The 24,535-nt window shown below is 56.8% G+C and carries 24 protein-coding genes; 8 read left to right on the top strand and 16 right to left on the bottom strand.

Features of this window, described 5'->3' with window-relative positions; all coding sequences use genetic code 11:
* The first annotated feature begins 70 nt into the window (after positions 1 to 70).
* Together ACR0B3_RS02150 and infC are read left to right on the top strand one after the other, a co-directional pair.
* Positions 71 to 904: a ferredoxin--NADP reductase gene (locus tag ACR0B3_RS02150; RefSeq protein WP_480807657.1), complete on the top strand. Its 834-nt coding sequence runs from the start codon at positions 71 to 73 to the stop codon at positions 902 to 904.
* Between the two features lie 116 nt (positions 905 to 1,020).
* On the top strand, positions 1,021 to 1,611 hold the full coding sequence (infC, locus tag ACR0B3_RS02145) for a translation initiation factor IF-3 (protein WP_310793657.1): 591 nt from the start codon (positions 1,021 to 1,023) through the stop codon (positions 1,609 to 1,611).
* Positions 1,612 to 1,685: 74 nt separating this feature from the next.
* Here infC and ACR0B3_RS02140 read toward each other — a convergent pair whose 3' ends face one another.
* Together ACR0B3_RS02140 and ACR0B3_RS02135 are read right to left on the bottom strand one after the other, a co-directional pair.
* Positions 1,686 to 3,002 (bottom strand): aspartate aminotransferase family protein, encoded by a 1,317-nt coding sequence (locus ACR0B3_RS02140; RefSeq protein WP_480807656.1) that lies wholly within the window; start codon positions 3,000 to 3,002, stop codon positions 1,686 to 1,688.
* Positions 2,999 to 3,772 carry a beta-keto acid cleavage family enzyme gene (locus ACR0B3_RS02135; protein ID WP_480807655.1) on the bottom strand — a complete coding sequence of 258 codons (774 nt, stop codon included), beginning with the start codon at positions 3,770 to 3,772 and terminating at the stop codon, positions 2,999 to 3,001. Before ACR0B3_RS02135 ends, ACR0B3_RS02140 begins: the two co-directional genes overlap by 4 nt.
* A gap of 88 nt (positions 3,773 to 3,860) precedes the next feature.
* On the opposite strand from ACR0B3_RS02135, the gene ACR0B3_RS02130 reads away from it, so the two are divergent.
* Positions 3,861 to 4,760, top strand: coding sequence for a MurR/RpiR family transcriptional regulator (locus tag ACR0B3_RS02130; RefSeq protein WP_480807654.1), 900 nt, complete (start codon positions 3,861 to 3,863; stop codon positions 4,758 to 4,760).
* 45 nt (positions 4,761 to 4,805) lie between these two features.
* Here ACR0B3_RS02130 and ACR0B3_RS02125 read toward each other — a convergent pair whose 3' ends face one another.
* The 5 genes from ACR0B3_RS02125 to ACR0B3_RS02105 form a co-directional block, all read right to left on the bottom strand.
* Entirely contained in the window at positions 4,806 to 5,597 is a 792-nt protein-coding gene (locus ACR0B3_RS02125) for an FAD binding domain-containing protein (protein WP_480807653.1), read from the bottom strand.
* Between the two features lie 95 nt (positions 5,598 to 5,692).
* Complete coding sequence (locus ACR0B3_RS02120) at positions 5,693 to 8,053, bottom strand: xanthine dehydrogenase family protein molybdopterin-binding subunit (RefSeq protein WP_480807652.1); 2,361 nt, start codon at positions 8,051 to 8,053, stop codon at positions 5,693 to 5,695.
* Positions 8,054 to 8,104: 51 nt separating this feature from the next.
* On the bottom strand, positions 8,105 to 8,590 hold the full coding sequence (locus ACR0B3_RS02115; protein ID WP_170684141.1) for a (2Fe-2S)-binding protein: 486 nt from the start codon (positions 8,588 to 8,590) through the stop codon (positions 8,105 to 8,107).
* A 154-nt stretch (positions 8,591 to 8,744) separates the two neighbouring features.
* A complete protein-coding gene (locus ACR0B3_RS02110) occupies positions 8,745 to 9,746 on the bottom strand; it encodes a molybdopterin-binding protein (protein ID WP_480807651.1) in 1,002 nt (333 codons plus the stop codon).
* Positions 9,743 to 10,711, bottom strand: a complete 969-nt coding sequence (locus tag ACR0B3_RS02105; protein WP_480807650.1) for an XdhC family protein — start codon at positions 10,709 to 10,711, stop codon at positions 9,743 to 9,745. The genes ACR0B3_RS02110 and ACR0B3_RS02105 overlap by 4 nt, the downstream gene beginning before the upstream one ends.
* A 206-nt stretch (positions 10,712 to 10,917) precedes the next feature.
* Here ACR0B3_RS02105 and ACR0B3_RS02100 point away from each other — a divergent pair, with 206 nt between their 5' ends.
* Complete coding sequence (locus tag ACR0B3_RS02100; RefSeq protein ID WP_170719326.1) at positions 10,918 to 11,418, top strand: hypothetical protein; 501 nt, start codon at positions 10,918 to 10,920, stop codon at positions 11,416 to 11,418.
* Between the two features lie 3 nt (positions 11,419 to 11,421).
* On the opposite strand, the gene ACR0B3_RS02095 is transcribed toward ACR0B3_RS02100, so the two are convergent.
* Both ACR0B3_RS02095 and ACR0B3_RS02090 read right to left on the bottom strand, forming a co-directional pair.
* Positions 11,422 to 12,678 (bottom strand): vWA domain-containing protein, encoded by a 1,257-nt coding sequence (locus ACR0B3_RS02095; protein WP_480807649.1) that lies wholly within the window; start codon positions 12,676 to 12,678, stop codon positions 11,422 to 11,424.
* Between the two features lie 34 nt (positions 12,679 to 12,712).
* Positions 12,713 to 13,621, bottom strand: a complete 909-nt coding sequence (locus ACR0B3_RS02090) for an AAA family ATPase (RefSeq protein ID WP_480807648.1) — start codon at positions 13,619 to 13,621, stop codon at positions 12,713 to 12,715.
* Between the two features lie 146 nt (positions 13,622 to 13,767).
* Here ACR0B3_RS02090 and pyrC point away from each other — a divergent pair, with 146 nt between their 5' ends.
* Positions 13,768 to 14,805, top strand: a complete 1,038-nt coding sequence (gene pyrC, locus ACR0B3_RS02085) for a dihydroorotase (RefSeq protein ID WP_480807647.1) — start codon at positions 13,768 to 13,770, stop codon at positions 14,803 to 14,805.
* Here pyrC and ACR0B3_RS02080 read toward each other — a convergent pair.
* Both ACR0B3_RS02080 and ACR0B3_RS02075 read right to left on the bottom strand, forming a co-directional pair.
* On the bottom strand, positions 14,802 to 16,097 hold the full coding sequence (locus tag ACR0B3_RS02080; RefSeq protein WP_480807646.1) for an MmgE/PrpD family protein: 1,296 nt from the start codon (positions 16,095 to 16,097) through the stop codon (positions 14,802 to 14,804). The two genes, pyrC and ACR0B3_RS02080, sit on opposite strands and share 4 nt — an antisense overlap.
* 38 nt (positions 16,098 to 16,135) lie before the next feature.
* Positions 16,136 to 16,579, bottom strand: coding sequence for a type II toxin-antitoxin system RatA family toxin (locus ACR0B3_RS02075; RefSeq protein ID WP_170719338.1), 444 nt, complete (start codon positions 16,577 to 16,579; stop codon positions 16,136 to 16,138).
* 72 nt (positions 16,580 to 16,651) lie between these two features.
* Here ACR0B3_RS02075 and hpt point away from each other — a divergent pair, with 72 nt between their 5' ends.
* The gene (gene hpt / locus ACR0B3_RS02070) at positions 16,652 to 17,203 is read left to right on the top strand and encodes a hypoxanthine phosphoribosyltransferase (protein ID WP_480807645.1); all 552 of its coding nucleotides are present in this window, start codon (positions 16,652 to 16,654) and stop codon (positions 17,201 to 17,203) included.
* Positions 17,204 to 17,362: 159 nt separating this feature from the next.
* On the opposite strand, the gene ACR0B3_RS02065 is transcribed toward hpt, so the two are convergent.
* On the bottom strand, positions 17,363 to 18,508 hold the full coding sequence (locus tag ACR0B3_RS02065) for an amidohydrolase (RefSeq protein WP_480807644.1): 1,146 nt from the start codon (positions 18,506 to 18,508) through the stop codon (positions 17,363 to 17,365).
* Positions 18,505 to 19,455: a lipoyl synthase gene (gene lipA / locus ACR0B3_RS02060; protein ID WP_480807643.1), complete on the bottom strand. Its 951-nt coding sequence runs from the start codon at positions 19,453 to 19,455 to the stop codon at positions 18,505 to 18,507. Before lipA ends, ACR0B3_RS02065 begins: the two co-directional genes overlap by 4 nt.
* A gap of 262 nt (positions 19,456 to 19,717) precedes the next feature.
* Here lipA and ACR0B3_RS02055 point away from each other — a divergent pair, with 262 nt between their 5' ends.
* Complete coding sequence (locus ACR0B3_RS02055) at positions 19,718 to 20,266, top strand: peroxiredoxin (protein ID WP_170684166.1); 549 nt, start codon at positions 19,718 to 19,720, stop codon at positions 20,264 to 20,266.
* A gap of 51 nt (positions 20,267 to 20,317) precedes the next feature.
* Here ACR0B3_RS02055 and ACR0B3_RS02050 read toward each other — a convergent pair whose 3' ends face one another.
* Positions 20,318 to 21,241 (bottom strand): hydrogen peroxide-inducible genes activator, encoded by a 924-nt coding sequence (locus ACR0B3_RS02050; RefSeq protein ID WP_480807642.1) that lies wholly within the window; start codon positions 21,239 to 21,241, stop codon positions 20,318 to 20,320.
* A 58-nt stretch (positions 21,242 to 21,299) separates the two neighbouring features.
* On the bottom strand, positions 21,300 to 22,397 hold the full coding sequence (locus tag ACR0B3_RS02045) for a DUF6456 domain-containing protein (RefSeq protein WP_480807641.1): 1,098 nt from the start codon (positions 22,395 to 22,397) through the stop codon (positions 21,300 to 21,302).
* A gap of 253 nt (positions 22,398 to 22,650) precedes the next feature.
* Here ACR0B3_RS02045 and ACR0B3_RS02040 point away from each other — a divergent pair, with 253 nt between their 5' ends.
* On the top strand, positions 22,651 to 22,938 hold the full coding sequence (locus ACR0B3_RS02040; protein ID WP_480808012.1) for a DUF6477 family protein: 288 nt from the start codon (positions 22,651 to 22,653) through the stop codon (positions 22,936 to 22,938).
* Here the strand turns inward: ACR0B3_RS02040 and ACR0B3_RS02035 are convergent, their stop codons facing one another.
* Complete coding sequence (locus ACR0B3_RS02035; protein WP_480807640.1) at positions 22,939 to 24,483, bottom strand: trimethylamine methyltransferase family protein; 1,545 nt, start codon at positions 24,481 to 24,483, stop codon at positions 22,939 to 22,941.
* Between the last annotated feature and the right edge of the window lie 52 nt (positions 24,484 to 24,535).

Below are 24,535 nucleotides of genomic sequence, written 5' to 3'. Positions count from 1 at the left end.
CTGCCCCTTTTCCTGACTTGGATCAAAGATTAAACGGAGATGTCGGTTTACCTCACCGGCAGAGAAAACGATGACAGAGATGAAACCCGTGAGTGAAGCAACCGCCGTAAAGGCCCCCGTTCTGCCGGACGCCCAGACTGTGACCGATGTGAAGCATTGGACAGACCGCCTGTTCTCGTTCAAAGTATCGCGTCCGGCCTCGTTGCGCTTTCGCTCGGGTGAGTTTGTGATGATCGGCCTGCTGGGCGAAAACGGCAAACCCTTGCTACGTGCTTATTCGATCGCCTCGCCTTCGTGGGACGAAGAGCTGGAGTTCTATTCGATCAAGGTGCAGGACGGCCCGCTGACCTCAAAACTGCAGCACATCCAGCCCGGCGATCAGATTATCCTGCGGCCCAAGCCCGTGGGCACACTGGTCCATGACGCGTTGCTGCCCGGCAAACGCATCTGGTTCTTCGCCACGGGTACCGGCTTTGCACCTTTCGCCTCGCTGCTGCGCGAACCGCAGACCTATGAGGATTATGACGAGGTCATCATCACCCACACCTGCCGCGATGTGGCTGAGCTGGATTATGGTCGCGAACTGATCGAAGGCATCAAGCAGGACGAGTTGCTGGCTGAATTGATCGGTGAAGGCTTTGCCGACAAAATCCGCTATTACCCAACCACAACTCGGGAAGAGAGCCCCAAGATGGGCCGCATTACCGAGTTGCTGAAGGATGGCACTGTATTTGCTGATCTGGGCATCGAAGGCGGCATCAAGCCGGATACCGACCGCGCCATGGTCTGCGGCAGCCTTGCGTTCAACCACGATATAAAAGCGATCCTTGAAGAGTTCGGCTTACGTGAAGGCGCCAATTCCGACCCCAAGGAGTTCGTGATCGAAAAGGCCTTTGTGGGCTAAACACGTATCGCGGCCCGGCATTTTGATGCCCGGACAGCGTAAATACCCCCAGATACCCGGATTTTTCCTGCTGGCTGGTGTTTATGCCGCTTGAAACGATCAACAGCCCGGTCTAAATTCCGGGCTCGAAATTCTGCAATCATCAAAGGAATGAACCCATAGCCCGCAGACCTCACAACGCGCCGCCACAGCGAGATACCGGCCCGCGCGTCAATGACAAGATCCGTGCTCCCGAAATTCGCCTGATTGGCGCCGAAGGTGAAAATGTCGGGGTGGTTCATCCCGCGAAAGCCATGCAGATGGCCGCCGATGTTGGCCTCGATCTGGTTGAGATTTCGCCCAACGCCAACCCGCCGGTCTGCAAAATCATGGATTTCGGCAAGTTCAAGTATGAACAGCAGAAGCGTGAAAGCGAAGCCCGAAAGAAGCAGAAGATCATCGAGGTGAAAGAGGTCAAATTCCGGCCCAACACCGATACGCATGATTATGACGTCAAGATGCGCAACGTGTTCAAGTTTCTAGAAAACGGCGACAAAGTGAAAGTCACCTTGCGGTTCCGTGGTCGCGAAATGGCGCACCAGAACTTAGGCCGTGAACTGCTAGAGCGTGTGGCCGAGGACGTCAAGGATCTGGGCAAGATCGAGAACATGCCCAAGATGGAAGGCCGTCAGATGATCATGATGATCGGCCCGCTGCCGCAGAAGTAAGCGTTCTTTTATTAGAATGACAAAAGCCCCTCCGCTATCGAAGGGGCTTTTTGTTGCTTGGTGTCATGGGTCGATCAAACAACCGAGAAGATCGCCTGCTCTAGTTTGTCTACAAGCTCCGTCAGTTGGTCATCTTCGATGATAAACGGCGGAGCCAGCAGAATATGGTCGCCGTTGCGTCCATCACGCGTGCCTGACATCGGATAACATATTAATCCCTCGGCCATGGCTGCCTTTTTAATCTTACCCGCCACGCCGCGCGATGGATCAAACGGCGTTTTCGTGTCGCGATCTGCGACTAGTTCAATCCCTCGAAACAGGCCGCGCCCGCGAATATCCCCAATATTCGGATGCTGACCAAACCTGTTTTCCAGCATGCCTTGCAGCTTTTCTCCCATCACGCTGGCCCGCGCTGGCAGGTCACGAGAGGTAAGCTCTTGTACAACGGCCAAGGCAGCGGCCGTCGCGACCGGATGCCCGATATAGGTGTGACCATGTTGGAAAAACCCTGACCCGTCCCGGATCGCATCATAGATCTGGCTCGAGCACAGCATTGCTCCTATGGGTTGATAACCGGCCCCTAACCCTTTGGCGATACACAGGATATCGGGGGAAACACCATCATGATCGCAGGCAAACAAGTGCCCTGTGCGCCCCATGCCGCACATCACTTCGTCTAGGATCAGCAGCACGCCGTATTGATCGCAAATCTCGCGGATACGCTTGAAATACCCCTCAACCGCTGGAACAGCCCCAAGCGTCGCGCCGACCACTGGCTCGGCCATAAAGGCCATGACCGTTTCAGGCCCAAGACGCAGAATTTCTATCTCCAACTCATTCGCTACGCGCTGACCATATTCAAAGCTGCTCTCGCCCTCAGGCTTTTCGGCGTATTCATAACAGGGCGCAATATGGGTCATCTCAATCAGCATCGGTGCAAACTGCGCACGCCGCCATTCATTGCCACCGGCCGAAAGCGCCCCCAGAGTGTTACCGTGATAGCTTTGCCGACGCGCGATCACATGACGGCGTTCGGGCTGGCCGGTTTCCAAGAAGAATTGCCGTGCCAGTTTGATTGCAGCCTCGGTCGCCTCGGACCCACCCGATACAAAATACACCCGATCCAGATCACCTGGCGCATGCTCGATCAACAGATCCGCCAAAGCCTCAGCCGGTTCCGAAGTCATAAATCCGGTATGCGCAAACGCGATCTGCGCCACCTGGTCCTGCACTGCCTTGATAACCGGTTCGTTCGAATGGCCGAGACAGGATACTGCGGCATCGCCACAATCCAGATACCGGCGACCATCAGAATCGATCAGGTAACACCCGTCTCCGCCGGCAGCGATTGGCAGATCGGTTTTTGTGTGGCGTGGAAATACGTGACTCATTTCGAAGTCCTTTTCAAAAGTTCGATCAGCGCCGCGACCGATGCGGCATTGTCGGCCCAAGCTTGTCCATCGGGGCCTGCAAGACTGTTCTCAAACCCCACGCGCACATCGCCGCCGCGCTGTGCTGCTTTTTGCAGGCACGCATGTTCCCGCCCACCAAACGCACAAACCATCCAGGGATCATTCGACCTCGGAAACGCATCCAGATCTTCCGGGCTGGATTCCTGCGCCGTGGCGTATCGACCCAGAACAAGCAGACGTTCAACCTGATCCGGTTTTACCACGCCTTTCTCCTGCCAACGGACCAGTAACGCAACGTCTTCAGCATCATAGAGGATATGCTGAACCCGTGTCCCTTGATCCTCGCAGAGGGCATAGACCTTTGGCGCAAGTTCCGGTGACCGCGCGATCTCGCGCACTGAAATCGACGCCCAATCCGGGCGAACATCTCGAAGACATTCGAACTGAGCTTGAACGTCAAAAAGACCAGCGGCCTCGGTCGTGATCTGAATGTCCATGTCAAGCACTGCTGCACGCAACTCTGCAATCGCCTCGCGATACCGCCCTGCATCCAGTGAGTGCAAACCTTCCGTGTCACGAACATGCAAATGAAGCCCGTTTGCGCCCGCTATGCTGCATGCCCTTGCAGTCGCAACGATCTCATCCGTTGAGACCGGCAGAGCCGGGTGATCCCCATGTCCTCGTCGTGCCCCGTTCGGGGCTACCAACACATAAGGTATCGTGGTTACTACAGTCTCGATCTCCGACATTCCGACACCTGCTTATTTTGATCCCGAGCTAAACACTTCCGCATTGTTTTCAATTTCCTTTCTTCATAACATATGTTTTTATTGTGACATGCAGTCCACCACCTCCCAACTGTCTGAGCAGCTCCGTTCAAATATCGACGCCCTGCCGCAGCAAATGCAGGCCGCTGCAAAATACATCATCGACCATCCGGGCGACTTCGGGCTCGATCCGGTTCGCGTGTCGGCTGATAAAATCGGTGTCAGTTCGAATGTCCTTGTGCGTCTGGCGCATCGAATGGGTTTCGACAGTTTCGAGGCCTTCAGACGCCCCTTTCGCCAAACCCTTGTTACTGACCGAGAGGATCGGCTCGGACAAGACTGGCTGGATCGGATACGATCTACTGACGACTTTGGAGCAGCGCAGTCAGGGTATGCGCAAAACGAGTTGAATGTCGTGAACCGGTCCCTGCGTTTGGCCGACCCAAACGTGATGCAACAGATTGTGAGCAGCATGCTTTCCGCAAATCGCTGTTTCATAACGGCGACACGGGCCAGCTATGCCCTTGCATATTACTTCCATTACGCAGGCCGAATGGCGCACCCGGGCTTCCAACTAATACCACGGCATATGGGCTCTGCAGTCGATGATCTACTCGAAGCAGACACGTCAGACTGCCTGTTCGCCATCACCGTTCATCCCTATTCTTCGGACACCATCCAATCGATGCGCTTTGCCCGCAGACGCGGCATGCAAATCGTGCTTTTGTCGGATAGCCAGGTGATCGCCCCCGGGGTAGAACCGGATCTGGTCCTACCGATCAGCACTCGCACACAGCATCATTTTTCCAGCTTTTCGGGGGCGATGGCCGTGCTCGAATGCCTGCTTAGCCACCTTTTTGCTGCCGGAGGGTCAGCAGCCCGCGACCGGGTCGAACGTTATCAGACGGCCCGAGAAGATACCGGTGCATATTGGCGGCCAGCCAAGCCGCCCCGTATCAGAAAAGACTAAAGCCCCGGCTCTCACCGGGGCTTATCGATTTGGCTGTGAATTCGCTTAGCTGCAGGCTTCAACGGCTCGTTTTGTCATCACGCTGACCAAATGTGCACGATATTGTTTGCTGCCGTGCAGGTCTGCGATCATGTTCATCGGGTTGATGTGCAGACCCATCAACGCATCCGTGCGAAACTCTTTGTCCAAGGCTTCTTCGGCCTCAGACCAGCGGAACACGCCATCCTCGCTCGCCCCGGTCACAGCAACCCGAACGCCATCTGCAAACCGGGCAAGATAAACCCCGACCAAAGCAAACCGCGACGCTGGCTGCAGAAACTTCTGATAGCTTGCTACTTGCGGAACCGGGAACCGCACCGAGGTGATGATCTCACCTTCGTCTAGGGACGTCGTGAACATGCCCTGAAAGAAATCGTCAGCCGCAATCTGGCGCGAATTTGTAACGATCGTTGCCCCTGAACCCAGCACACCTGCCGGATAACAAGCAGCGGGATCATTATTGGCGATCGATCCTCCAATCGTGCCACGATTGCGTACCGCCGGATCACCGATCTGACCAGCCAGAGCCGCCAAAGCCGGATAGCTACCCGCTGCATCCGCTGCCACATTTGCATGGGTCGTAGCCCCGCCGATGGCAACCGAGCCATCATCCTCAATACAGACACCTTTCATCTCGGCTATTCCGCTAACCGAAACCAGCTTGGATGGCGCTGCCAACCGCTGCTTCATCGTCGGGATCAGGGTTTGCCCGCCCCCCAACGCCTGCGCGTCCTCGCCCCCCAACGCAGCAACCGCGTCTGCAATGGTCGAGGGTTTCTCAAACTCGAAATTGTACATTTCGTTCTTCCTTTCCGAAAAGCGCGGATCCGCCCTTCATCTGGCTATAAATATCCAGGGGAGCGCGAGGGGCTGGCCCCTCGCATTCCAACCTCTCAACCATGCATCGCTGTCCAAACGCGTGACGGGCTCATCGGCATATCGATGTGATCGACAGCCTTACCACCCGAATTCAGCGCATCCAGAACCGCGTTGACGACGGCAGGTGGCGAGCCAATCGCACCAGCCTCGCCACAGCCTTTCACACCCAGCGGATTGTGGGTGCATGGCGTCTGGCTGGAATGGTCGACCGCATAAAACGGTAGATCATCAGCACGCGGCATCGCGTAATCCATGAAGGATGCGCTCAACAATTGGCCGTTCTCATCGTAGGCGCAGTTCTCCAGCAACGCCTGACCGATGCCTTGACCGATGCCGCCATGCACCTGGCCGTCCACGATCATCGGATTGACGATGTTGCCAAAGTCATCCGCCGCAGTGAACTTTTCAATGCTGACTTGACCGGTTTCTGGGTCTACCTCAACCTCACAGGCATAGGCGCCAGCAGGGAAAGTGAAGTTGGCCGGGTCATAGAACGCGGTCTCCTCTAGCCCCGGCTCAACCTCCAACGGGAAGTTGTGCGGCACATAAGCCGTCAGGGTCACATCGCCCCAGGCCACCGATTTGTCGGTACCTGCTACGCTGAACTGACCGCCCTTCAACTCAATGTCGGCCTCGGACGCTTCCAGCAGGTGGGCTGCGATCTTCTTGGCCTTGTCGATCACTTTCTCTGTGGCTTTGACCATGGCCGAGCCACAAACCGCCAGCGAACGCGAGCCATAGGTGCCCATGCCAAACGGGATCTTCGAGGTGTCGCCATGCACGATTTCAACCATCGACTCATCGATGCCAATCATGTCGGCCACAACCTGCGGGAAGGCGGTTTCATGCCCCTGCCCGTGGCTGTGTGCACCCACCATGACACTGATCGAGCCGGTAGCATTCACCCGCACAGTCGCCGCGTCATAAAGACCGGCACGCGCGCCCAGCATCCCGACGATGTTCGACGGCGCGATACCGCAGGCCTCAATATAGCAGTTGATACCCAGACCGCGCAGTTTGCCTTTGGCTTCACTGGCCGAACGACGTGCGGCAAAACCCGAAAGATCAGCCGCAGCCTCAAGCTTGTCCATCGTCCCGTTGTAGTCCCCGGTGTCATAGGTCAGAGCCACAGGCGTGTCATAGGGGAACTGGGTCACAAAGTTCTGACGGCGCAGGGCAATCGGATCAACGCCCAACTCACGCGCGGCCTTGTCGATCACACGCTCCAATTGATAGGTCGCCTCAGGACGGCCAGCGCCACGATAGGCATCCACCGGCACAGTGTTGGTAAACATCGCTCGCACGTTCACCTGAATGACTGGCGTCTTGTAGTTGCCCGCCATCAGAGTGCCGTGCAGCCAAGTCGGAACCGAGCTGGAGAAGGTCGACAGATACGCACCAAGATTGGCATGGGTATTTGTGCGCAGGCCGATGAAATTGTTCTCGGCATCCAGTGCCAACTCGATCGTGGTGACGTGATCTCGTCCATGGGCATCTGACATGAACGCCTCGGACCGGCTTGAGGTCCACTTGACCGGGCGGTTGCAGGCCTTGGCGGCGAAGGTACAGAACGCCTCTTCCGCATAGTGGAAGATTTTGGTCCCAAAGCCGCCACCTACATCCGGGGCGACCACGCGAACCTTGTGCTCGGGCAGGCCCAGAACAAAAGCGCACATCAGCAGGCGGATTACATGCGGGTTTTGCGAGGTGGTGTAGAGCGTGTACTCATCTGTGCCTCGGCTGTATTCGGCCACAGCCACGCGCGGCTCCATCGGGTTGGCAACCAGTCGGTTGTTGACCAGATCCAGCGTGGTGACGTGGGCTGCATCGGCAAAGACCGCGTTGACCTTGTCATTGTCTTCTTCGCCCAAGTGCCAGTCATAGCAGATGTTGTTCTTCAGATCGTCATGAACCAGCGTCGCGCCATCCTGCGCCGCAGCCTTCATGTCCAACACAGCGGGAAGCTCTTCGATGTCCACTTCGATTGCTTCAGCGGCATCGCGTGCAAGTTCGAGGCTGTCCGCCACAACGGCTGCGATGGGGTCACCCACATGGCGCACCTTGCCCTGCGCCAGAATAGGATGCGGGGGTTCCTGCATTGGAGCACCGTGCCGGTCCGTCACTTCCCAGCCGCAGGGCATACCGCCCACGCCTTCAAAATCCTTGCCGGTGAAAACTTTGACCACGCCCGGCATGGCTTCTGCCGCCGAGGTGTCTACTGAATTGATCCGGCCATGTGCGATGTCGGACCGAAGAAAATGCACATAGGCCTGGCCATGTACGTTGATGTCGTCGGTGTAGTTGCCTGCTCCGGTCAGAAAGCGTACGTCCTCGCGCCGCTTGGAACTGGCTCCGATGCCACTGTCTTTGGGCATTGCTTGTTCTCCTCCCTGGAAAAGAATTTTCGTCGAAAATTCTTACCCGCCTTATTCGGCGGCGATGCTGGAAACGTCCTGGCCCGATGCGGCCATGATCGCTTTGACGATATTGTGGTAGCCTGTGCACCGGCACAGATTGCCTTCAAGGTATTTGCGAATCTCGCCTTCGGTCGGGCGCGGGTTCTCTTTCAACAGCGCTGCAGCGCTCATCACCATGCCCGGCGTGCAAAATCCACACTGAAGACCGTGATGGTCCTGAAAGGCCTGCTGTATGACGTTCAGCGTACCATCTTCGGCCGCCTGCCCCTCGATCGTGCCCACATCGGCGCCATCGGCTTCCAGTGCCAGCATGTTGCAGGATTTGACAGCTTCACCGTTGACATGCACGACGCAAGCGCCGCATTGCGCGGTGTCGCAGCCTATATGTGTGCCAGTCAAATTCAGGTGGTCGCGCAGAAATCCGGACAACAAAGTCCGCCCTTCCACATCACCGCTGACGGCGACGCCGTTCACGGTCATAGAGACCTTGGTCATAAGATTCTCCCCTTTTAGGCTTATTTTCTGAACCCGAGTTAAACACGGCAAATTTCGTTTGAGAACAAAAATATTTGCCTGATTTTTCTGCGTCTTCGCCGTTCAACTTTCTGATGATGATGCAAGCGGACAAAAGGGCAAATATGCCGTAACGTCACGTGCCCTTACCAGCACGTGGCTGTGGGCGCGTTGGGATTTCCTTTAGAAGTCCTCCGACCCCCATGGAGGCGATATCAGCGCCTGTGGTCTCGATCCCGCATGCCACCCGCGACAAAACCCAATCCGCCCCATTCAGTGCCGGGGAACGGGCGCATCCGGGCAAACCAATGACCGGCCTGCCGCGTGATGCCCCCAAAAACAACAAGTTTCCGGGGTCAACTGGCATTCCAAATCGGTCGACACTCCCCCCTGCAGCACGCACCGATGCGGGGGCTACATCATTTTCGTCGGAAGTGGCGGATCCAGTAAGGATCATCACGATCTGGCCACTAATAGAAGAAAGCGCGGCGGTAAGATCATCCATCCGATGCGGGACCACCTGCACATCGGACAATTCCATCCCCAAAGCTTCGACCCGCCCCCGAATGGCGGCAATACCCTTTTCATTTGAAGGCCCGCCGGAGATCTCGGTCACGATGAGACCTGCCGACCGATACGTCGGAACCACAAATCGAATTGCATCCCGCGTTTGTCTTGCGGCGTTTTCCACATCAGATCGAGGCACCGCATATGAAATAACCTTGATCGTTGCGACCATGCCGCCTGCCGACATTTGCTGATACTGCGGCACTGTCGCAACCGTGATCATCGGATTGACCTGATTGAACTTTTGCAAGGCATCGGTATCCAGCACCGCAACACCCGGACCATTCGCCAGAAGGTTGACCCGCCCCGTAAATGCCTCGGTAACACGCAAATTTGTCTGCGCCGGGTTTGGCACAAGCGCTTCTGCAAGCAGCTTTGCGGCCTCATCTTCGTGGCAATCGCCCTGCTCCAGTCGGGCGACCGTAACCTCGGTCAACCCGGCTTTCAGCAACTCGGTAATGTGTTCAGGCGAGAGCGCGATGCCCTTTCTAAGCTTCCGGTCGCCCACTTTGACGGAATGGGCCAATATCGCTCCGGTCGCGTCGGAAACAGGAACCGGACCAAACTTCACGCCTTACCTCGCAGAACCGCCGTCATTTGCGCCAGAATCGCTACCGCGATCTCGGACGGGTCGGCCGCTCCGATATCGAGCCCCACCGGTCCGTGAATCCGGGAAATCTGATCGTCGGTGAACCCAGCCTGCTTCATCCGGTCTACACGCTTGGCATGGGTACGCTTGGACCCGAGCGCGCCAATGTAGAACACGTTGGCTGCCAACGCGGCCTGAAGCGCGGGGTCATCCAGTTTGGGGTCGTGGGTCAGCAATACAAGCGCTGTGCGCGTGTCGAGGCCCAGTTTAGACACAGCCTCATCCGGCCAATCCGTCAGAATGGTTTCCCCGGGAAAGCGTGCGTCCGAGGCAAATGCCTCTCGGGGGTCAATGATCGCCGGGTCATAGCCCGCGATCCGCGCCATCGGAACCAGCGCCTGAGCGATATGCACTGCCCCCACCACGATCAAACGCAGCGGTGGATTGTGGACGGCGACAAAGGTTTGACCGTCCTCTTCAAACCCGGACCTGTCCATGCGCAAGCGTTCGGCATAGGCGTTACGGCGCAATGCACGATGGCCTGTCTCAACGTTGACCTCATAAGCCACAGGCTCACGCTGCGCGCGTGCCGCGACCAGCTCGGCGAGCATAGCTTCTGGCAGGACCTTGCCGACCGGTTCAACCAGCACCCGGATCGTTCCTCCGCAGGCCAGACCAACGGCAAAGGCGTCTTCGTCGCTGACGCCAAACTCCAGCAATCTGGCCTCTTCTTCGTCGATAGCCTCTAACGCTTCGACAATCACTGCCCCTTCAACACAGCCTCCGGAAACCGAGCCTTCGATCCGGCCATCGCCCGCAATGACCAACTGCGCACCAACGCGCCGCGGCGCGCTGCCCCAGGTCTCAACCACAGTGGCCAAAGCGGCGCCTTTTCCAGCGCGGTGCCACTTCAATGCGATTTCCGGGCTGCTATCGAATCGTTCCATTGAGACCTCCGGCCTAGCTTGGGTTCAACATAGTCAGCTTTGAAGCAATGAAAAGCGGGCTGGCAGATGATCTTCCAGCGCTAATAAGCCGATTCTGAACTCACATTCGCAAATTGTTGAATGTTTGCGAGTGGCACTCTAGCCTGCAAACAGTTCCGGGCACCGCTCGGAATCACCCCTGCATATTTCAAAGCGGAGACAAACAGTTGAAACGCATTCTTACACTGGGAACGGCGATCGGCATGATGGCTGCCAGCGCCGGTTGGGCTGATACATTTCTGAAATACGGTGAGGTTGAAGGCTGGAAAGTCTTCATCGATCAGGATAAGAAATCCTGCCTGATCGAAGCGGTTGATGACTCGGAGAACGTTGTCCAAATGGGCCTGACCGAGGATCGCGGTGTTGGCTACGTGGGCGTTTTCACCAAGGCCAAGACCAATATCAAGAAAGGCGAGAAAGAAGCCGTGGCCATTCTGATCGGCGACAACATCTACGTTGGTGAGGCCACTGGCATGAAGGGGAACATCACCAAGGGCTATTCTGGCGGGTATGTCCTGTCCGACGATCCTCAGTTCGCTGATGATCTGGCCAAGAAAAAGGTCATGGTGGTATTTCCGGAAAAAGAGTTCGCTTTTACCGTCGATCTGACCGGCACTTACAAAGCCATGGAGATGGCCCGTAAGTGCAACGAAGAACAGCTTTCTTAGAGGCTAATCGGACAGCGCGGCCATCAGCCGCGCTTTCTGACCCTGATCATCGGGCTGCGAGATTACGGCAGCCAAGTCCTCTAGCGACGCGATCGAATGCCCGGCCCGAAAACTGTCGACGTGCGGAAGCATTGTCGCCACGCCTTGGGCCTTTGGCGCGAACCCGTCCCAGCGCAGCAATGGGTTCAACCAGATCAAGCGCCGCGACGACAGGTGCAGGCGTTCGATTTCTTTCTGCAGCATATCGGGATCGCCACGCTCAAGCCCATCGGTGATCAACAAAACCACCGCCCCTTGCCCCATGACCCGCCGCGACCAGTCGCGATTGAACTGGTGCAGGCAGTCGCCGATCCGAGTCCCACCTTCCCAGTCCTGCGCCTCGGCCCCCGCTGATGCCAACGCGGCGTCGACATCGCGTTGATGCAGATGCCGAGTTATGTTAGTGAGCCGCGTCCCGAACGTGAAGGCATGCACTTTGGCCCAGCCTGCCCCTTTGGCATTCGAAACCGTGTGTAGAAAATGCAGGATAATCCGACTGTACTGGCTCATTGATCCGGATATATCGCAAAGCGCTATAAGGTTCGGCCAGCGCGGTTTGGGCTGCAGGCGCGCTATATCGCGCAATTCCCCCCCTTGCCGCATTGCAGAGCGGAGGGTTCGGGCGCGATCAATGCGCTGCCCCAAATGGCTGGCCTGACCTCGCCGGGATTCGATGGGTTTAACCGGCAGTGTCAGACGCGACAGCAAGCGTTTGGCCTGCGCGATCTCAGATGTGCTCATCTGTTCGAAATCAAGGTTGCGCAGGCGTTCTTCGGAGGACGCGGTCTGCGTCGCGTCAATCTCAATCTCGGTTTCATCTTGCTGTTCGGAGGTGTGCGGCAAGTCGCGTTCAACGCCATCCAACAGGGCCTCAGCCGCGCGTTTTTCCGCCGCATCCGCTTTACGCTCTTCCTGAACGCCGCGAATAGCTGGAAGCATCATCGACATCATGTGTTCGAGATAGCGCGGATCACGCCAGTAGAGCCGAAACACCTGCGCAAAAACTGTGCGATGTTCGGGCCGGTTCACGAAACACGCATGCAGTGTCCAGTAAAAATCCCGTTTCTCGGTGAACCCCGCGGCCTGCACCGCGCGGATTGCATCGATCACCCGCCCGGTTCCGATCGGCAATCCAGCCTTGCGCAAAGCGCGCGCAAAATGGGTGATGTTCTGCGCCAGCTTGGGGTTGTCCGGGATATCCAGCGGGAGTTGCTCTGCCATCAAACCCCCAAACTATCTGCTAAACGATACCGCATCAGGCCGGTTCAAGGTCGGCCTTGGCCTGATCAAGAATGCGTTTCGCCTCAGAACCTTGCAGCTTTTGAATGTCGTCCTGATATTTCAGAATGGCCCCCAATGTGTCGCCAATCACCTCCGGGCTCAGGTTGATTACATCCAGCGCCAGCAGGCATTTCGCCCAGTCAATGGTTTCTGCGACGCCGGGTTTCTTGAATAAATCCTCGGTGCGCAGGCGCTGGACAAAGGCGACCACTTCGCGGCTCAGCGCATCGGCCGCCTCAGGCGCGCGGGCGTGCAGGATTTCGATTTCGCGGGCAAAGTCCGGGTAGTCGACCCAATGATACAGACAGCGGCGTTTGAGCGCATCGTGAACCTCGCGCGTGCGGTTCGATGTGACAATCACGATCGGCGGCTCGGGGGCTTTGATCGTACCAAGCTCGGGGATTGTGACCTGAAAATCGCTGAGGGCTTCCAGCAGGAAGGCCTCGAATGGTTCGTCTGTTCGATCTAGCTCATCAATCAGCAACACAGGCGCGCCGTTTTCATCCGGGCGCATGGCCTGCAGCAACGGGCGTTCGATCAGATAATCATCCGAGAACAACTCGGATTGTAGTGCGCCTCGGTCCGCCCCACCCGACGCTTCGGCAGTTCGGATCGCCACCATCTGGGCGGGAAAATTCCATTCATACACAGCGGAAGAGGCATCAAGGCCTTCGTAGCACTGTAGTCGGATCAAACGACGCCCCAATCCCGCAGCCAACGCTTTGGCAATTTCGGTTTTGCCGACGCCCGCCTCGCCTTCCAGAAATAGAGGTCGACCAAGTTTCAGCGAAAGAAACACGACCGTCGCCAAAGCCCGGCCACAGACATAGCCCTCAGCGCCCAAAAGATCTTGCACGGCATCGATGGAGTTTGGCTGTGTCATGAGGTCCCCTTTTTTGCTCCGCCCAACAGGTCATGACCACAACCAGAGGTCAAGACCACCCGCCATCTGTGACTTACGGCGATCTGTCTCATCGACAAGGGCAAGAGGGCCTTTCACCACCCCAGCGGCTGTGCTAGCCGGTGGCCATGACCCATTCCCTGACGATCCGCCGCCCCGATGACTGGCATCTGCATCTGCGCGATGGCGCAATGCTCAAGGCCGTTCTGCCCGAAACCGCGCGCCATTTTGCCCGCGCCATCATCATGCCAAATCTTGTTCCTCCCGTTGTGACCGGTGATCAGGCCGCTGCCTACCGAGATCGCATTCTGGCCGCGTTGCCCGAGGACATGACGTTTGAGCCGCTGATGACGCTCTACCTGACCGAGGACACAGACCCAGCCGATGTCGCCGCGGCGCATGCCAGCGGATTGGTCAAGGCGATCAAACTGTACCCCGCTGGTGCGACAACGAACTCCTCTTCCGGTGTGCGCGATTTCGACAAAGTGCGCCCGGTGCTGGAGAAGATGGCCGAGATTGGTCTGCCGATGTGTGTGCACGGTGAAGTCACCGATAACGACATCGATATCTTTGATCGCGAGGCGGTGTTCATCGACCGCGTTCTTGATCCGATCCGCAGGGCAACGCCCGGGCTGCGTGTGGTGATGGAACACATCACGACATCAAACGGTGTGGACTATGTGAAATCGAACGAGAAGGATTTGGGCGCAACAATCACGACGCACCACCTGATCATCAATCGCAACCACATTCTGGTCGGGGGCATTAAACCGCACTATTACTGCCTGCCGGTTGCAAAAAGGGAAGAGCATCGTCTTGCGTTGCTGGCCGCAGCGACTTCGGGCGATGCACGCTTTTTCCTTGGAACCGACAGCGCGCCGCATACGGATGACAACAAGGAAATGGCCTGTGGTTGCGCGGGATGTTTCACCGCAACAAAAACGATGTCATTGTTGGCAGAGATGTTCGAGCGTGTGGGCGCGCTGGATAAACTTGAGGCGTTTGCATCGCTGAATGGACCGGCCTTCTACCGTTTGCCGATCAATGAAGAGACCATTACGCTGACCAAAGGTGACGAGGTCACTTACCCCTCCAAAATCGAAACCGGTGACGGCCCCGTCACTGTGTTCGACCCTGGCTTTCCGATCCACTGGCGCGTTGTCTAATCGACCAGCCTTTCAGCCAAATCCGCTGCGCGCCCACCGGTGCGCAGCATCGACCAGATGGCGTCTGCCTCGTCCCCTCCGATCAGCTTCGCCGCTTTCTCCCTGACGCGATCTTCGCGATCCGATAGAGACATCGGAGCCAGCAGATCATGGCTGACCTCGCGGCGCGCGCCGTCCCTGCGCAGCAGGGATAAATGGGCTTGGGTCTCGGACAGGCTTTCATCTGCCTCGACCGTGATCCGATCACGCAAGGATTGCAGCCTTGGATCCGCGCAAATCTTGTCATAATAACTGCCCGGTAGAGCAGTGTCATACCCCATCGCCTGCATTGCAATCACGGTGCGATAGGAAAACTTCGCACCCAAACCGCTGGTTGGCTGCAGTTGATTGCAGACGCTCATCCAACGGGGGTGTGTTTTAACCTTGATCTCGGCCACCTCGGGTTCGGCAATGTCGAGATCGCGCGCGGCCTCAAGCGCCGCGTGCAGCCCGTGGCAGCAGGCGTGGAACTTGTGGCTGACGCCTTCGAACAGCCACTCATCCCCAAGCCCATCCAGCGCGCCAGAGGTATCGCCTGCCCCCAAATGGGTCGCCCCAAATCCAAATGGGCCTTCCAAAGCGTCGGCTCCGGGTTGAAACCCGTTGCGGATCAGCTGGGCAGCCTCAACCCCGTTTGAGGCCGCAAGTCCTGCGTTGTAGGGTTTGCCCATGGTTCCGAACTGCGATTTCTGACCTGAAGCACGGGTTGCTGTCAAACTCAGCAAATCGCGCATCTGAGTGGCATCAAACGCCATTATCCGACCTGCGGCAACCGCAGCGCCAAACGCACCTGCCGTAGCGGTTTGGTGGAAACCGGCCTGATAGTGCTCACGACCCAGCCACAGACCAATGCGGATCGACAACTCCATCCCAACCAACGCCGCCTCGAGCAAGTCGACCAAAGGTCGATCCTCCCACGCCGCAAGAGCCAGAGCCGCCGGGAAAACGGCAACCGATGGGTGACCGATATGGGCGAAATGCGTATCGTCATAATCGAGCGCATGAGAGACGGTGCCATTCACCAGCGCCGCGGCCCGCAACGGGGCATCACCACCACCAAACAGACGTGCTTGTGTGGCACCACTCTCAGACAAAACCATTTGGCGGATAATGCGGGACACAGGCTCATCAACTCCTGCCCGGCCAACGGCCAGCCAATCCAGAGCAGAGAGAGACGTCACGATGCGGGCCTGCGACGTTGTGGAAACAGGCCCGGCGGCAAACTCGGCAAGAGCGGATGTCAGATCGGTCATAAGGCGCAGTCTAGCGCGCGCACCCCCGGCGTAAAGCCTCAGCCGTATAGTACAGCGGCACGTTGTTCGAAGGCGCGAACGATACGGTGCATGGCCTCGTTGAACACCACTCCGATGATCCCTTGCAGCACCGCATTCTTGAATTCGAAATCTACATGAAACGAGACATTGCAGCCTTGATCCGTATCCTCAAACTGCCAGTCCGAACGCATGTATTTGAAGGGGCCGTCCAGATACTCGGTGTCGATGCGTTTCTGCGCATCAAACAGCGTGACGCGGCTGCCAAAGCGTTCGCGGAACACCTTGAACGATATGACCAGATCCGCCTCCATCACCTTACCCTCACCGGCTTGGTAAGTCCGGCGGATACGAGCCGCAGAACACCACGGTAGGAATTCCGGGTATTTCGCCACATCCGCAACAAGATCATACATCTGCTGAGCGGTGTAAGGCAGTGGGCGGGTCTCGGAATGGGTTGGCATGATATCCGGGATTAACTGGTGACAATGGCGCGTGATTTCGTATGTTGCGCGCCAAAGATCAAGGGGGCAGCGATGAGCCAGCGCGCATATGTGATAGATGAGATGATCTCGGCCAAGGCAATTGCCGCCCGGATTGAAGAGCTTTGCCGCGAAATCACGGCCGAGTTTGGCGGCACCGACAAGCTGGTTGTTGTCGGCCTGCTGCGGGGCAGCTTCGTCTTCATCGCCGATCTGGTGCGCGAACTGGACCTGCCCATTGAGGTCGATTTTCTAGAGGCGTCTTCCTATGGAGATGCAATGGAAAGCAGCCGGGAAGTGCGCATTCTCAAAGACTTACGCGGCGCAATTGAAGGGCGCGATGTGCTGGTGGTCGAAGATATCGTGGACACCGGTCATACCCTGAACCACGTCACCAAGCTGCTGCAAAGCCGCAAACCTCAACGCTTGAAATCTATCGCCTTGCTGGACAAACCCAGCCGGCGTGAGGTTGATTTCCGCTCGGATTGGATCGGGTTTGAAATCCCGGATGAATTTGTTGTGGGCTACGGGATCGACTACGCACAGCGCAATCGTAATCTGCCGTTTATCGGCAAGGTCCGGTTTGTCGAAGATCAGGACGGATGAGTCTTCGCCACTTTCTGCGTATGTCACAATGGGGGCGCAACCCGCCCTCGGAACGGCGGGTGAAACTGGTTTTTGGCGCGATACTAGTCTGTCTTGTGATTGCCGGTATAGAGTTTATGGGCTGGTGGCCCGACTGGGCAGAAAGCCAGCCCAGAAAGCTTAGGCCTTGAGCGTTTGCTCGATCGCCGCCAGAAAAATATCTGTCCCGATCGGGATCAAGGCATCGGGGAAATCATAATCGGGATTGTGCAGCTGCGGATGATCCCGCCCTGCACCCAGCCAAAACATCGCCGCCTTGGCGCCTTTGCCAAATTGCCCGAAATCTTCCGAGAACCTCTGAGGGGTTGGAACCAAACTGCACGGAATGTCTCGGGTCTGGCAGGCACCTGACAGGATCTGCACGGCTTCGACCGAATTTGTGCAAGCCTCAAACACGTCATCATAAGTGATTTCGACACCTAATCCATGCGCATGAGCACTGGAGGTCACAAGTTGCTCGGCCTCACGGATCAGCTTTGCCATACGAGTGTCTGAAACCGTGCGCAAAGTTACCCAAAGCTCGGCCAGACCCGGGGCGACACCGAACGTGGCTTCGCCCAACCGCGCATGGGTCACGGTTGTCAGAGCATAGTCGTCATCCAGCGGACCACCCTGCCCCAACGCAGCCAGCGCCGGCATCAGATCGGCCAACGCACCGGCTGGCGAAACCCCATCCTGAGGCGCAGCGGCATGAGAGGTTTTGCCCGTCAAAACAATCCGCATCCCGCGCGACGCGCAATTGGTTGGGCCCGCGCACAGCTCGACCGCGCCCAGCTCCAACCCCGGCAGATTGTGGAGAGAAAACACATAGTCCGGCGTGATATCCGCGAATTTGGGATCGGCAAGATAGGCAATTGCGCCTTGGCCTGTTTCTTCGGCGGGTTGGAAAATCAGAACAACGCGACCCTTCGCCGGACGCTTTTCACCCAGTACAAAGGCCACGCCCAGTACCATGGCCATATGCCCATCATGACCACACAAATGCCCTTTGCCAGGATGCTGTGATGCATATCGCGCGGTTGAGATTTCCTGAATCGGCAGCGCATCCAGCTCACACCGAATCCCGATGGTTGGTCCAGGTTGACCACTGTCGTAAATCGCCGCTACGCCATGGCCGCCAATCCCGCTCAGTACCGCATCCGGGTCACAGGCCAGAAGTAGGTTCGAGATACTTGCAGCAGTACCGCGCTCCTCTCCTGAAATCTCGGGCACCTGATGCAACTCATGGCGCTTTTCGGTCAGCCAGGACTGAAGCTCGGGTTTCAAACCTGATTCAACTTCTTCTGCCGGGCCTCGCGCAAACGGGCAAAATCATCGCCCGCATGATAGGACGACCGGGTCAGAGGTGTCGCCGAGACCATCAAGAAACCTTTGCCAAATGCAGCCTTTTCATAAGCCGCGAATTCTTCGGGTGTGACAAAGCGATCAATGCCATGATGCTTGGGCGTGGGCTGAAGATACTGACCGATGGTCAGAAAATCGATATCCGCCGCGCGCATGTCGTCCATCACTTGTCGAACCTGCTGCTCGTCCTCACCCAGACCGACCATGATGCCGGATTTGGTGAAGATCGACGGGTCCATCTCTTTCACCCGCTGAAGCAGACGCAGCGAGTGGAAATACCGCGCGCCCGGACGCACCTGGGGATATAGCCCGGGTACCGTTTCAAGATTGTGGTTGAACACATCCGGTTTGGCCTCAACGACCACCTCAAGCACCGAGGGATCGCATTTCAGGAAATCCGGCGTTAGAATCTCGATCGTTGTCTTGGGTGAGCGGTGCCGGACTGCTCGGATGGTCTGCGCGAAATGATCAGCCCCACCATCCAGAAGGTCGTCCCGGTCAACGGAAGTGATGACCACGTGATTCAGGCCCAGCTTTTGAACTGCATGCGCCACCCGCCCTGGCTCAAACGCGTCCAGCGTGTCCGGCTTCCCGGTTGCGATATTACAGAAGGTACAACCGCGCGTACAAATCTCGCCCATGATCATCATGGTCGCGTGGCCTTGGCTCCAACACTCGCCCACATTCGGGCATCCGGCCTCTTCGCAGACGGTGACCAGATTGTTGTCGCGCATAATTTTATGCGTTTCGGCATAGCCCTTGCCACCCGGTGCCTTGACGCGAATCCAGTTCGGTTTGCGCGGGGCTGCATTGTCAGGTCTATGCGCCTTTTCGGGGTGTCTTTGCTCGGGTATTCTTAGATCACGCACAGCTGGCTTTCCTGACTTTGGGTCAATTAGCGATGTGCATAACATAGAACGAGATCATTGGTTAGACCAGCGACGCATAGCCGCTATGCCAAGGAATTTCGCATGTGCAGAAAACGGCTTCGACCCCATCATTTTACATAATATTCGCAAATATTTAACCACGAAACAGGTATCATGCTTTTGCAGCATATCTAACATTGAAGCCAAGTTAGAATCATTTTAACTCTCGCCACAATCACAAGTGAATCACAGGAGTTTGATGATGAAAACCGGTGCAAAACTGCCTGACGTAACCTTCCACACCCGTGTCCGCGATGAGGCCGTCGAAGGCCCCAACCCATTCCGCTGGGAAGACAAGACAACAGCTGACTACTTTGCGGGCAAGCGGGTCATTCTGTTCTCGCTGCCAGGTGCTTTCACCCCCACATGCTCGACCTATCAGCTGCCCGGTTTTGAGAAAGGCCATGCTGATTTCTCGGCCAAGGGCATCGATGAAATCTATTGCATGTCCGTGAATGACAGCTTTGTCATGAACAAATGGGCAGCGGATCAGGGATTGAGCAACGTCAAAGTCATTCCTGACGGATCCGGCGAATTCACCCGCAAGATGGGGATGCTGGTCGACAAGGATAATCTGGGCTTTGGCATGCGTTCCTGGCGTTACGCAGCCATCATCAATGACGGCGTAGTTGAGGCATGGTTCGAAGAGCCTGGCCTGATGGATAACTGCCCCGAAGATCCTTACGGTGTGTCATCGCCGGAAAACCTGATGAAGCATCTGGACGAAGCCCGCGAACCCGCTCTGGCGTAATTCGATCATCATCTCTTGCATCAAGGCCCGCCAATCTGGCGGGCCTTTTTGTTATGCGCGGGTTCTTGAGACGACATCTTCACCGACCTCACGGATCACCTTTGCCAGCCGATCAAACCACTCTTGTCTTCCGGTAGAGGCGCGGCGCACCAAACCAATCGTGCGCGAAGGCTGCGGCGCACCGAAGCGTAACAACCGCAAGCCAGGCACTGCATTTGTCTCAGCCTGCGCTGCAAGTTCAGGAATTAGGGTAAGACCGAACCCTTCGGCAACCAGACGCGACAGTGTGGCCAATGAAGACGCGCCCATGTTGATCTGGCCACTGCTGCGGTCCTGCCCGCAAACCTCAAGCGCTTGATCGGTCAGGCAGTGACCGTCCTCCAACAACATCAATTGTGCGGATTGCAAATCCAATGGCCGTAGTTCTTCGGGGCTGATGGTCAGTCGATTTAGGCGTGTTTGGCTTCCCGCCAATAGAAACCGGTCTTCAAACAGCGGTTCTTCATAGTAAGCACCACCGCCCAGCGGGAGGGCAAGCACCGCTGCATCTATTTCACCCAACCCCAGCATACTTAGTAGCCGCTCGGTCCGCGCCTCGCGAATCTGTACTCGCAATGAAACATCAGCAGCGCGCAATCCTGCCAGCACCCCGGGCAACAGGTAAGGCGCAACGGTTGGTATAATGCCGATCGACAATGATCGGTGCCCACCAGAGTGGTCCCGCGCGAACCGATCCAGCCTTTCAGCGGCACCGAGTATGTGCTTAGCATAGTCCAGAACATCCCGACCAAGCGGTGTCAGCAGGATATCGCGGGCCTGCCGTTCGAACAGCGGCCCGCCGATCGATTCCTCAAGCGCCTTGATTTGAACCGAAAGTGCCGGCTGTGAGACATGGCACACCTGTGCCGCACGACCAAAGTTTCGCTGCTCGGCCACAGCCTGAAAATACTGCAATTGGCGGAAGGTAAAATTCATAAGCTCTGACTATCATTTACCAACATTTCCGCAAGGTCAGGATATTATTTCCGGACGATCAGCCGATCATTCTGTCGCGTTCGGTTTGGTCTTCATAATGGCGCTTCAGTCTCTGCAGCGCGATCCTTAAAACGATCTTCCCTGACCGCGCTGACCACCCCATGCGCTTCTCAGCCAATTCCAGCCCTTCCAGATAGCAACAGCAACGCAATGCGACATCGCTTAACCCTGGCCCAAGATCGGACAATGCGCGGGCCACACGGTCGCGCGCGCCAGAGGCTCCCAGCCCCGCAGGTGCGTCCGACGAGAACTCTCCACGCCCACCACCCGTCAAAAAGTGATCCCAGTTCTGCGTGACCTGCGGCCCAATCTGCGCGAGCTCAAAATCTTCGCGAAGACGTTCACCCGCGCTCACCAGCGCTTCGTCAAGAAATGGTTTTCCATCCCGATCACGACGTCGAGCCAGCGCGATCAACGGGCTTTCTGTTGCGCTATATCGGACCCTCGGTTGATGTGTGCCGCTGCTTCGATCCCCAGCGGGTTTGAACGAAGCTTGGGCTTCCGCCATGCCAAACTCATTCTGCGCGCGCGCGCGGTTTTCTGCCTCGGCAATCAAATGGCTAAGCGCTGCCCGGCCAGACGTTGAAATCCGATATCGGGAAATACGTCCGGGGTTGTCGCATGAAATCCAATCGTTCAATGCCAAAGCTTGCGCGATACGACATTCGACAACAGCTGTCTTGGTCGTACCACCTTCGCCGATGTCCCGAACAACAACCGCCTTATCCATATCTTCAGCTACCGCAAGTACAGCGCCCGTTTCGCACATGCGACGTAGAACTCGGAGGGCCTCATGTTCGAACTCATCGGTCGGGGCGCCGGTTTGCCCGGGTTCCGGTTTGACTATGCTAAATGCCCGGCCATGATCGATTTCTGATGAAAAATGAGACTCTGCCAAAGACTGCAATGCAGCATCCACCAACGGGTCGTCACGTCGCATCTCGACCCTGCGGATCTGACGCAGAATAGTTGAGGCATGGCAGCCCGCAGATCGCGCAATATCCCGTATGGACCGGCCAGACTCGGTGTGGTCCAGATATCGCTGCGCCCCTTCTGGGACCCATGTGGGAACGGTGAAAGCCACGCTATTTTCCATATTTTTTTCGCCCTCGTCGACAAAGCAAACTGACAGTTCAAGCCGTCGGATTCTTAGTTAACCAAATCTAACTAGAGTTGCTTTCGTTACTCGTTCGTTAATCACAGACAGCGCTGAGCAGAATTGATTCAAAAAGATAAACAGTGATGAAACCAAAGTTCGGAGTGAGCTGTGACAAGGCAACACCCGCTAAGGTTGTGCAAACTTTCTGGCAGCGAAATCGAAATGAAGGAAAGCTGCTGTGCAGGACCTAATGACCATGATCGCCACACTCCGTCGCCCAAGACTACTGGCCCGCGCCGCAAAGATCGGGGCACAGGACTATGACCGCGGCCGCCACCTGCAGCGGCTTCTTGGATATGGGTCGATACCCGGATCAGGTGCGGCCCTGATACGTCTTATGGAGTTGGAGCGTGAAATAAATGCGCAACGATTAGAAGAGGATGCGGCTTACTCTTTGGTGCGCCATTTGGATTTGTTGATTGCCTTGAATGGTGAGGCGCGGCTGTACCAAGCCAGCCGCGCCTCACAATATCAGTGATCAGGTGAAAGCATCCGGCATGGAAGCTTTCTTGTCGGCGACGTATGCGTCCAAAGCCGCCTTCACATCGGGGTCAATCTGCGGCTGTTGGTAATTCGCCAGCAGATGCTCAACCCGAGCCGAAGCCAGCGTCCGCGTATCGCGGGCGCCCTCTTCTTCCCACGTCTCAAAAGGCTTGTAGTCCAAAAGATCAGTCTTCCAGAACGCTTCTTTAAAGTTTGCCTGCGTATGGGCGCAGCCCAGATAGTGACCACCGGGGCCAACTTCGCGGATCGCATCCATCGCTTGAGCGTTCTCGTCATAGGCCACACCTTTGGCCAAACCGTGAAGAACCCCCAACTGGTCGGCATCCATGACGAATTTCTCGAAATCCGCGACCAGACCGCCCTCAAGCCAACCGCAGGAGTGAAGCATAAAGTTCACGCCTGACATAAGACCCATATTCAAAGAGTTCGCAGTCTCATAGGCCGCCTGCGCATCAGGCAACTTCGAGCCACAGAACGATCCGGCAGAGCGATACGGCAGGCCTAAACGACGCGCCAACTGACCCGCGCCATAGGTTACATGCGACGCCTCCGGGGTCCCGAATGTCGGCGCACCAGAGTTCATGTCAATCGATGACACGAAAGCCCCGAATATTGCGGGAGCACCCGGACGAATGATCTGGCTATAGGCCACGCCAGCCAACACCTCTGCTAGAACCTGTGTCAGCGTACCTGCAACCGAAACGGGTGCCATCGCGCCACCCACAATGAAGGGGGAGATGATGCACGCCTGGTTGTTCGCCGCATAGACCTCAAGCGACCCCATCATCACATCGTCAAACGTCATCGGCGAGTTGATGTTGGTCAGCGAGGTCATCACAGTGTTTTTCTGAACGAACTCTTTGCCAAACAGGATCTCGCACATCTCAACCGAATCCTGCGCGCGGCTGGGATCGGTAACCGAACCCATGAACGGCTTGTCCGACAGGGTCATGTGCGCCATCAGCATATCCAGGTGGCGTTTGTTCACCGGAATGTCCGTGGGTTCGCAAACTGTGCCGCCCGAGTGGTGCAACCACTTGGACATATAGGCCAGCTTCACGAACTTGTTGAAATCATCCATGGTCGCATAACGGCGTCCACCTTGCGCATCACGCACGAATGGAGGTCCATAGACCGGCGCCAGCACCATATTGCGGCCCCCAATAACCACCGATTTCTCGGGGTTGCGGGCGTGCTGGGTGAACTCACTTGGAGCCGACTTAATCAACTCGCGCGCCAGTCCACGCGGCAGGCGCACACGTTCACCTTCGACATCAGCACCCGCATCCCGCCATCGCTCCAATGCAGCAGGGTTGTCAACGAAATTGACGCCCACTTCGGCCAAAACGGTTTCGGCATTGGTTTCGATAATCTCCAACGCTTCTTCGTTGAGAACTTCGAAATTGGGAATGTTGCGTTCGATGTATTTCGCGGTTTCGATCTTGACCGCCGTACGCTCGGCCCGGCGGGCGGCGCCCCCGCCACCTCGTGCTCTGCGCCGGGTGTTTGCCTCTGCCATGAGAAAATCCCGTTGATAGGTTGGTTCGACAAATGTGTTACATCAACCACAA

The sequence above is a fragment of the Ruegeria sp. CE9 genome (assembly GCF_056537425.1).
Note: the sequence above shows the minus strand (reverse complement) of the source record. Positions and strands in the feature narration are given on the sequence as shown.

Excerpts from the sequence above, each read along its gene's own strand:
- ACR0B3_RS02130 (WP_480807654.1), top strand. The coding sequence starts at position 3,861 with ATGCAGTCCACCACCTCCCAACTGTCTGAGCAGCTCCGTTCAAATATC.
- ACR0B3_RS02040 (WP_480808012.1), top strand. The coding sequence starts at position 22,651 with ATGACCATGATCGCCACACTCCGTCGCCCAAGACTACTGGCCCGCGCC.
- ACR0B3_RS02135 (WP_480807655.1), bottom strand. The coding sequence starts at position 3,772 with ATGTCGGAGATCGAGACTGTAGTAACCACGATACCTTATGTGTTGGTA.
- ACR0B3_RS02090 (WP_480807648.1), bottom strand. The coding sequence starts at position 13,621 with ATGACACAGCCAAACTCCATCGATGCCGTGCAAGATCTTTTGGGCGCT.
- ACR0B3_RS02140 (WP_480807656.1), bottom strand. The coding sequence starts at position 3,002 with ATGAGTCACGTATTTCCACGCCACACAAAAACCGATCTGCCAATCGCT.
- ACR0B3_RS02050 (WP_480807642.1), bottom strand. The coding sequence starts at position 21,241 with ATGAATTTTACCTTCCGCCAATTGCAGTATTTTCAGGCTGTGGCCGAG.
- ACR0B3_RS02105 (WP_480807650.1), bottom strand. The coding sequence starts at position 10,711 with ATGGAACGATTCGATAGCAGCCCGGAAATCGCATTGAAGTGGCACCGC.
- ACR0B3_RS02035 (WP_480807640.1), bottom strand. The coding sequence starts at position 24,483 with ATGGCAGAGGCAAACACCCGGCGCAGAGCACGAGGTGGCGGGGGCGCC.
- ACR0B3_RS02150 (WP_480807657.1), top strand. The coding sequence starts at position 71 with ATGACAGAGATGAAACCCGTGAGTGAAGCAACCGCCGTAAAGGCCCCC.
- ACR0B3_RS02125 (WP_480807653.1), bottom strand. The coding sequence starts at position 5,597 with ATGTACAATTTCGAGTTTGAGAAACCCTCGACCATTGCAGACGCGGTT.
- ACR0B3_RS02080 (WP_480807646.1), bottom strand. The coding sequence starts at position 16,097 with ATGACCGATCTGACATCCGCTCTTGCCGAGTTTGCCGCCGGGCCTGTT.
- ACR0B3_RS02095 (WP_480807649.1), bottom strand. The coding sequence starts at position 12,678 with ATGGCAGAGCAACTCCCGCTGGATATCCCGGACAACCCCAAGCTGGCG.
- hpt (WP_480807645.1), top strand. The coding sequence starts at position 16,652 with ATGAGCCAGCGCGCATATGTGATAGATGAGATGATCTCGGCCAAGGCA.
- ACR0B3_RS02045 (WP_480807641.1), bottom strand. The coding sequence starts at position 22,397 with ATGGAAAATAGCGTGGCTTTCACCGTTCCCACATGGGTCCCAGAAGGG.
- ACR0B3_RS02120 (WP_480807652.1), bottom strand. The coding sequence starts at position 8,053 with ATGCCCAAAGACAGTGGCATCGGAGCCAGTTCCAAGCGGCGCGAGGAC.
- ACR0B3_RS02055 (WP_170684166.1), top strand. The coding sequence starts at position 19,718 with ATGAAAACCGGTGCAAAACTGCCTGACGTAACCTTCCACACCCGTGTC.
- ACR0B3_RS02115 (WP_170684141.1), bottom strand. The coding sequence starts at position 8,590 with ATGACCAAGGTCTCTATGACCGTGAACGGCGTCGCCGTCAGCGGTGAT.
- ACR0B3_RS02075 (WP_170719338.1), bottom strand. The coding sequence starts at position 16,579 with ATGCCAACCCATTCCGAGACCCGCCCACTGCCTTACACCGCTCAGCAG.
- pyrC (WP_480807647.1), top strand. The coding sequence starts at position 13,768 with ATGACCCATTCCCTGACGATCCGCCGCCCCGATGACTGGCATCTGCAT.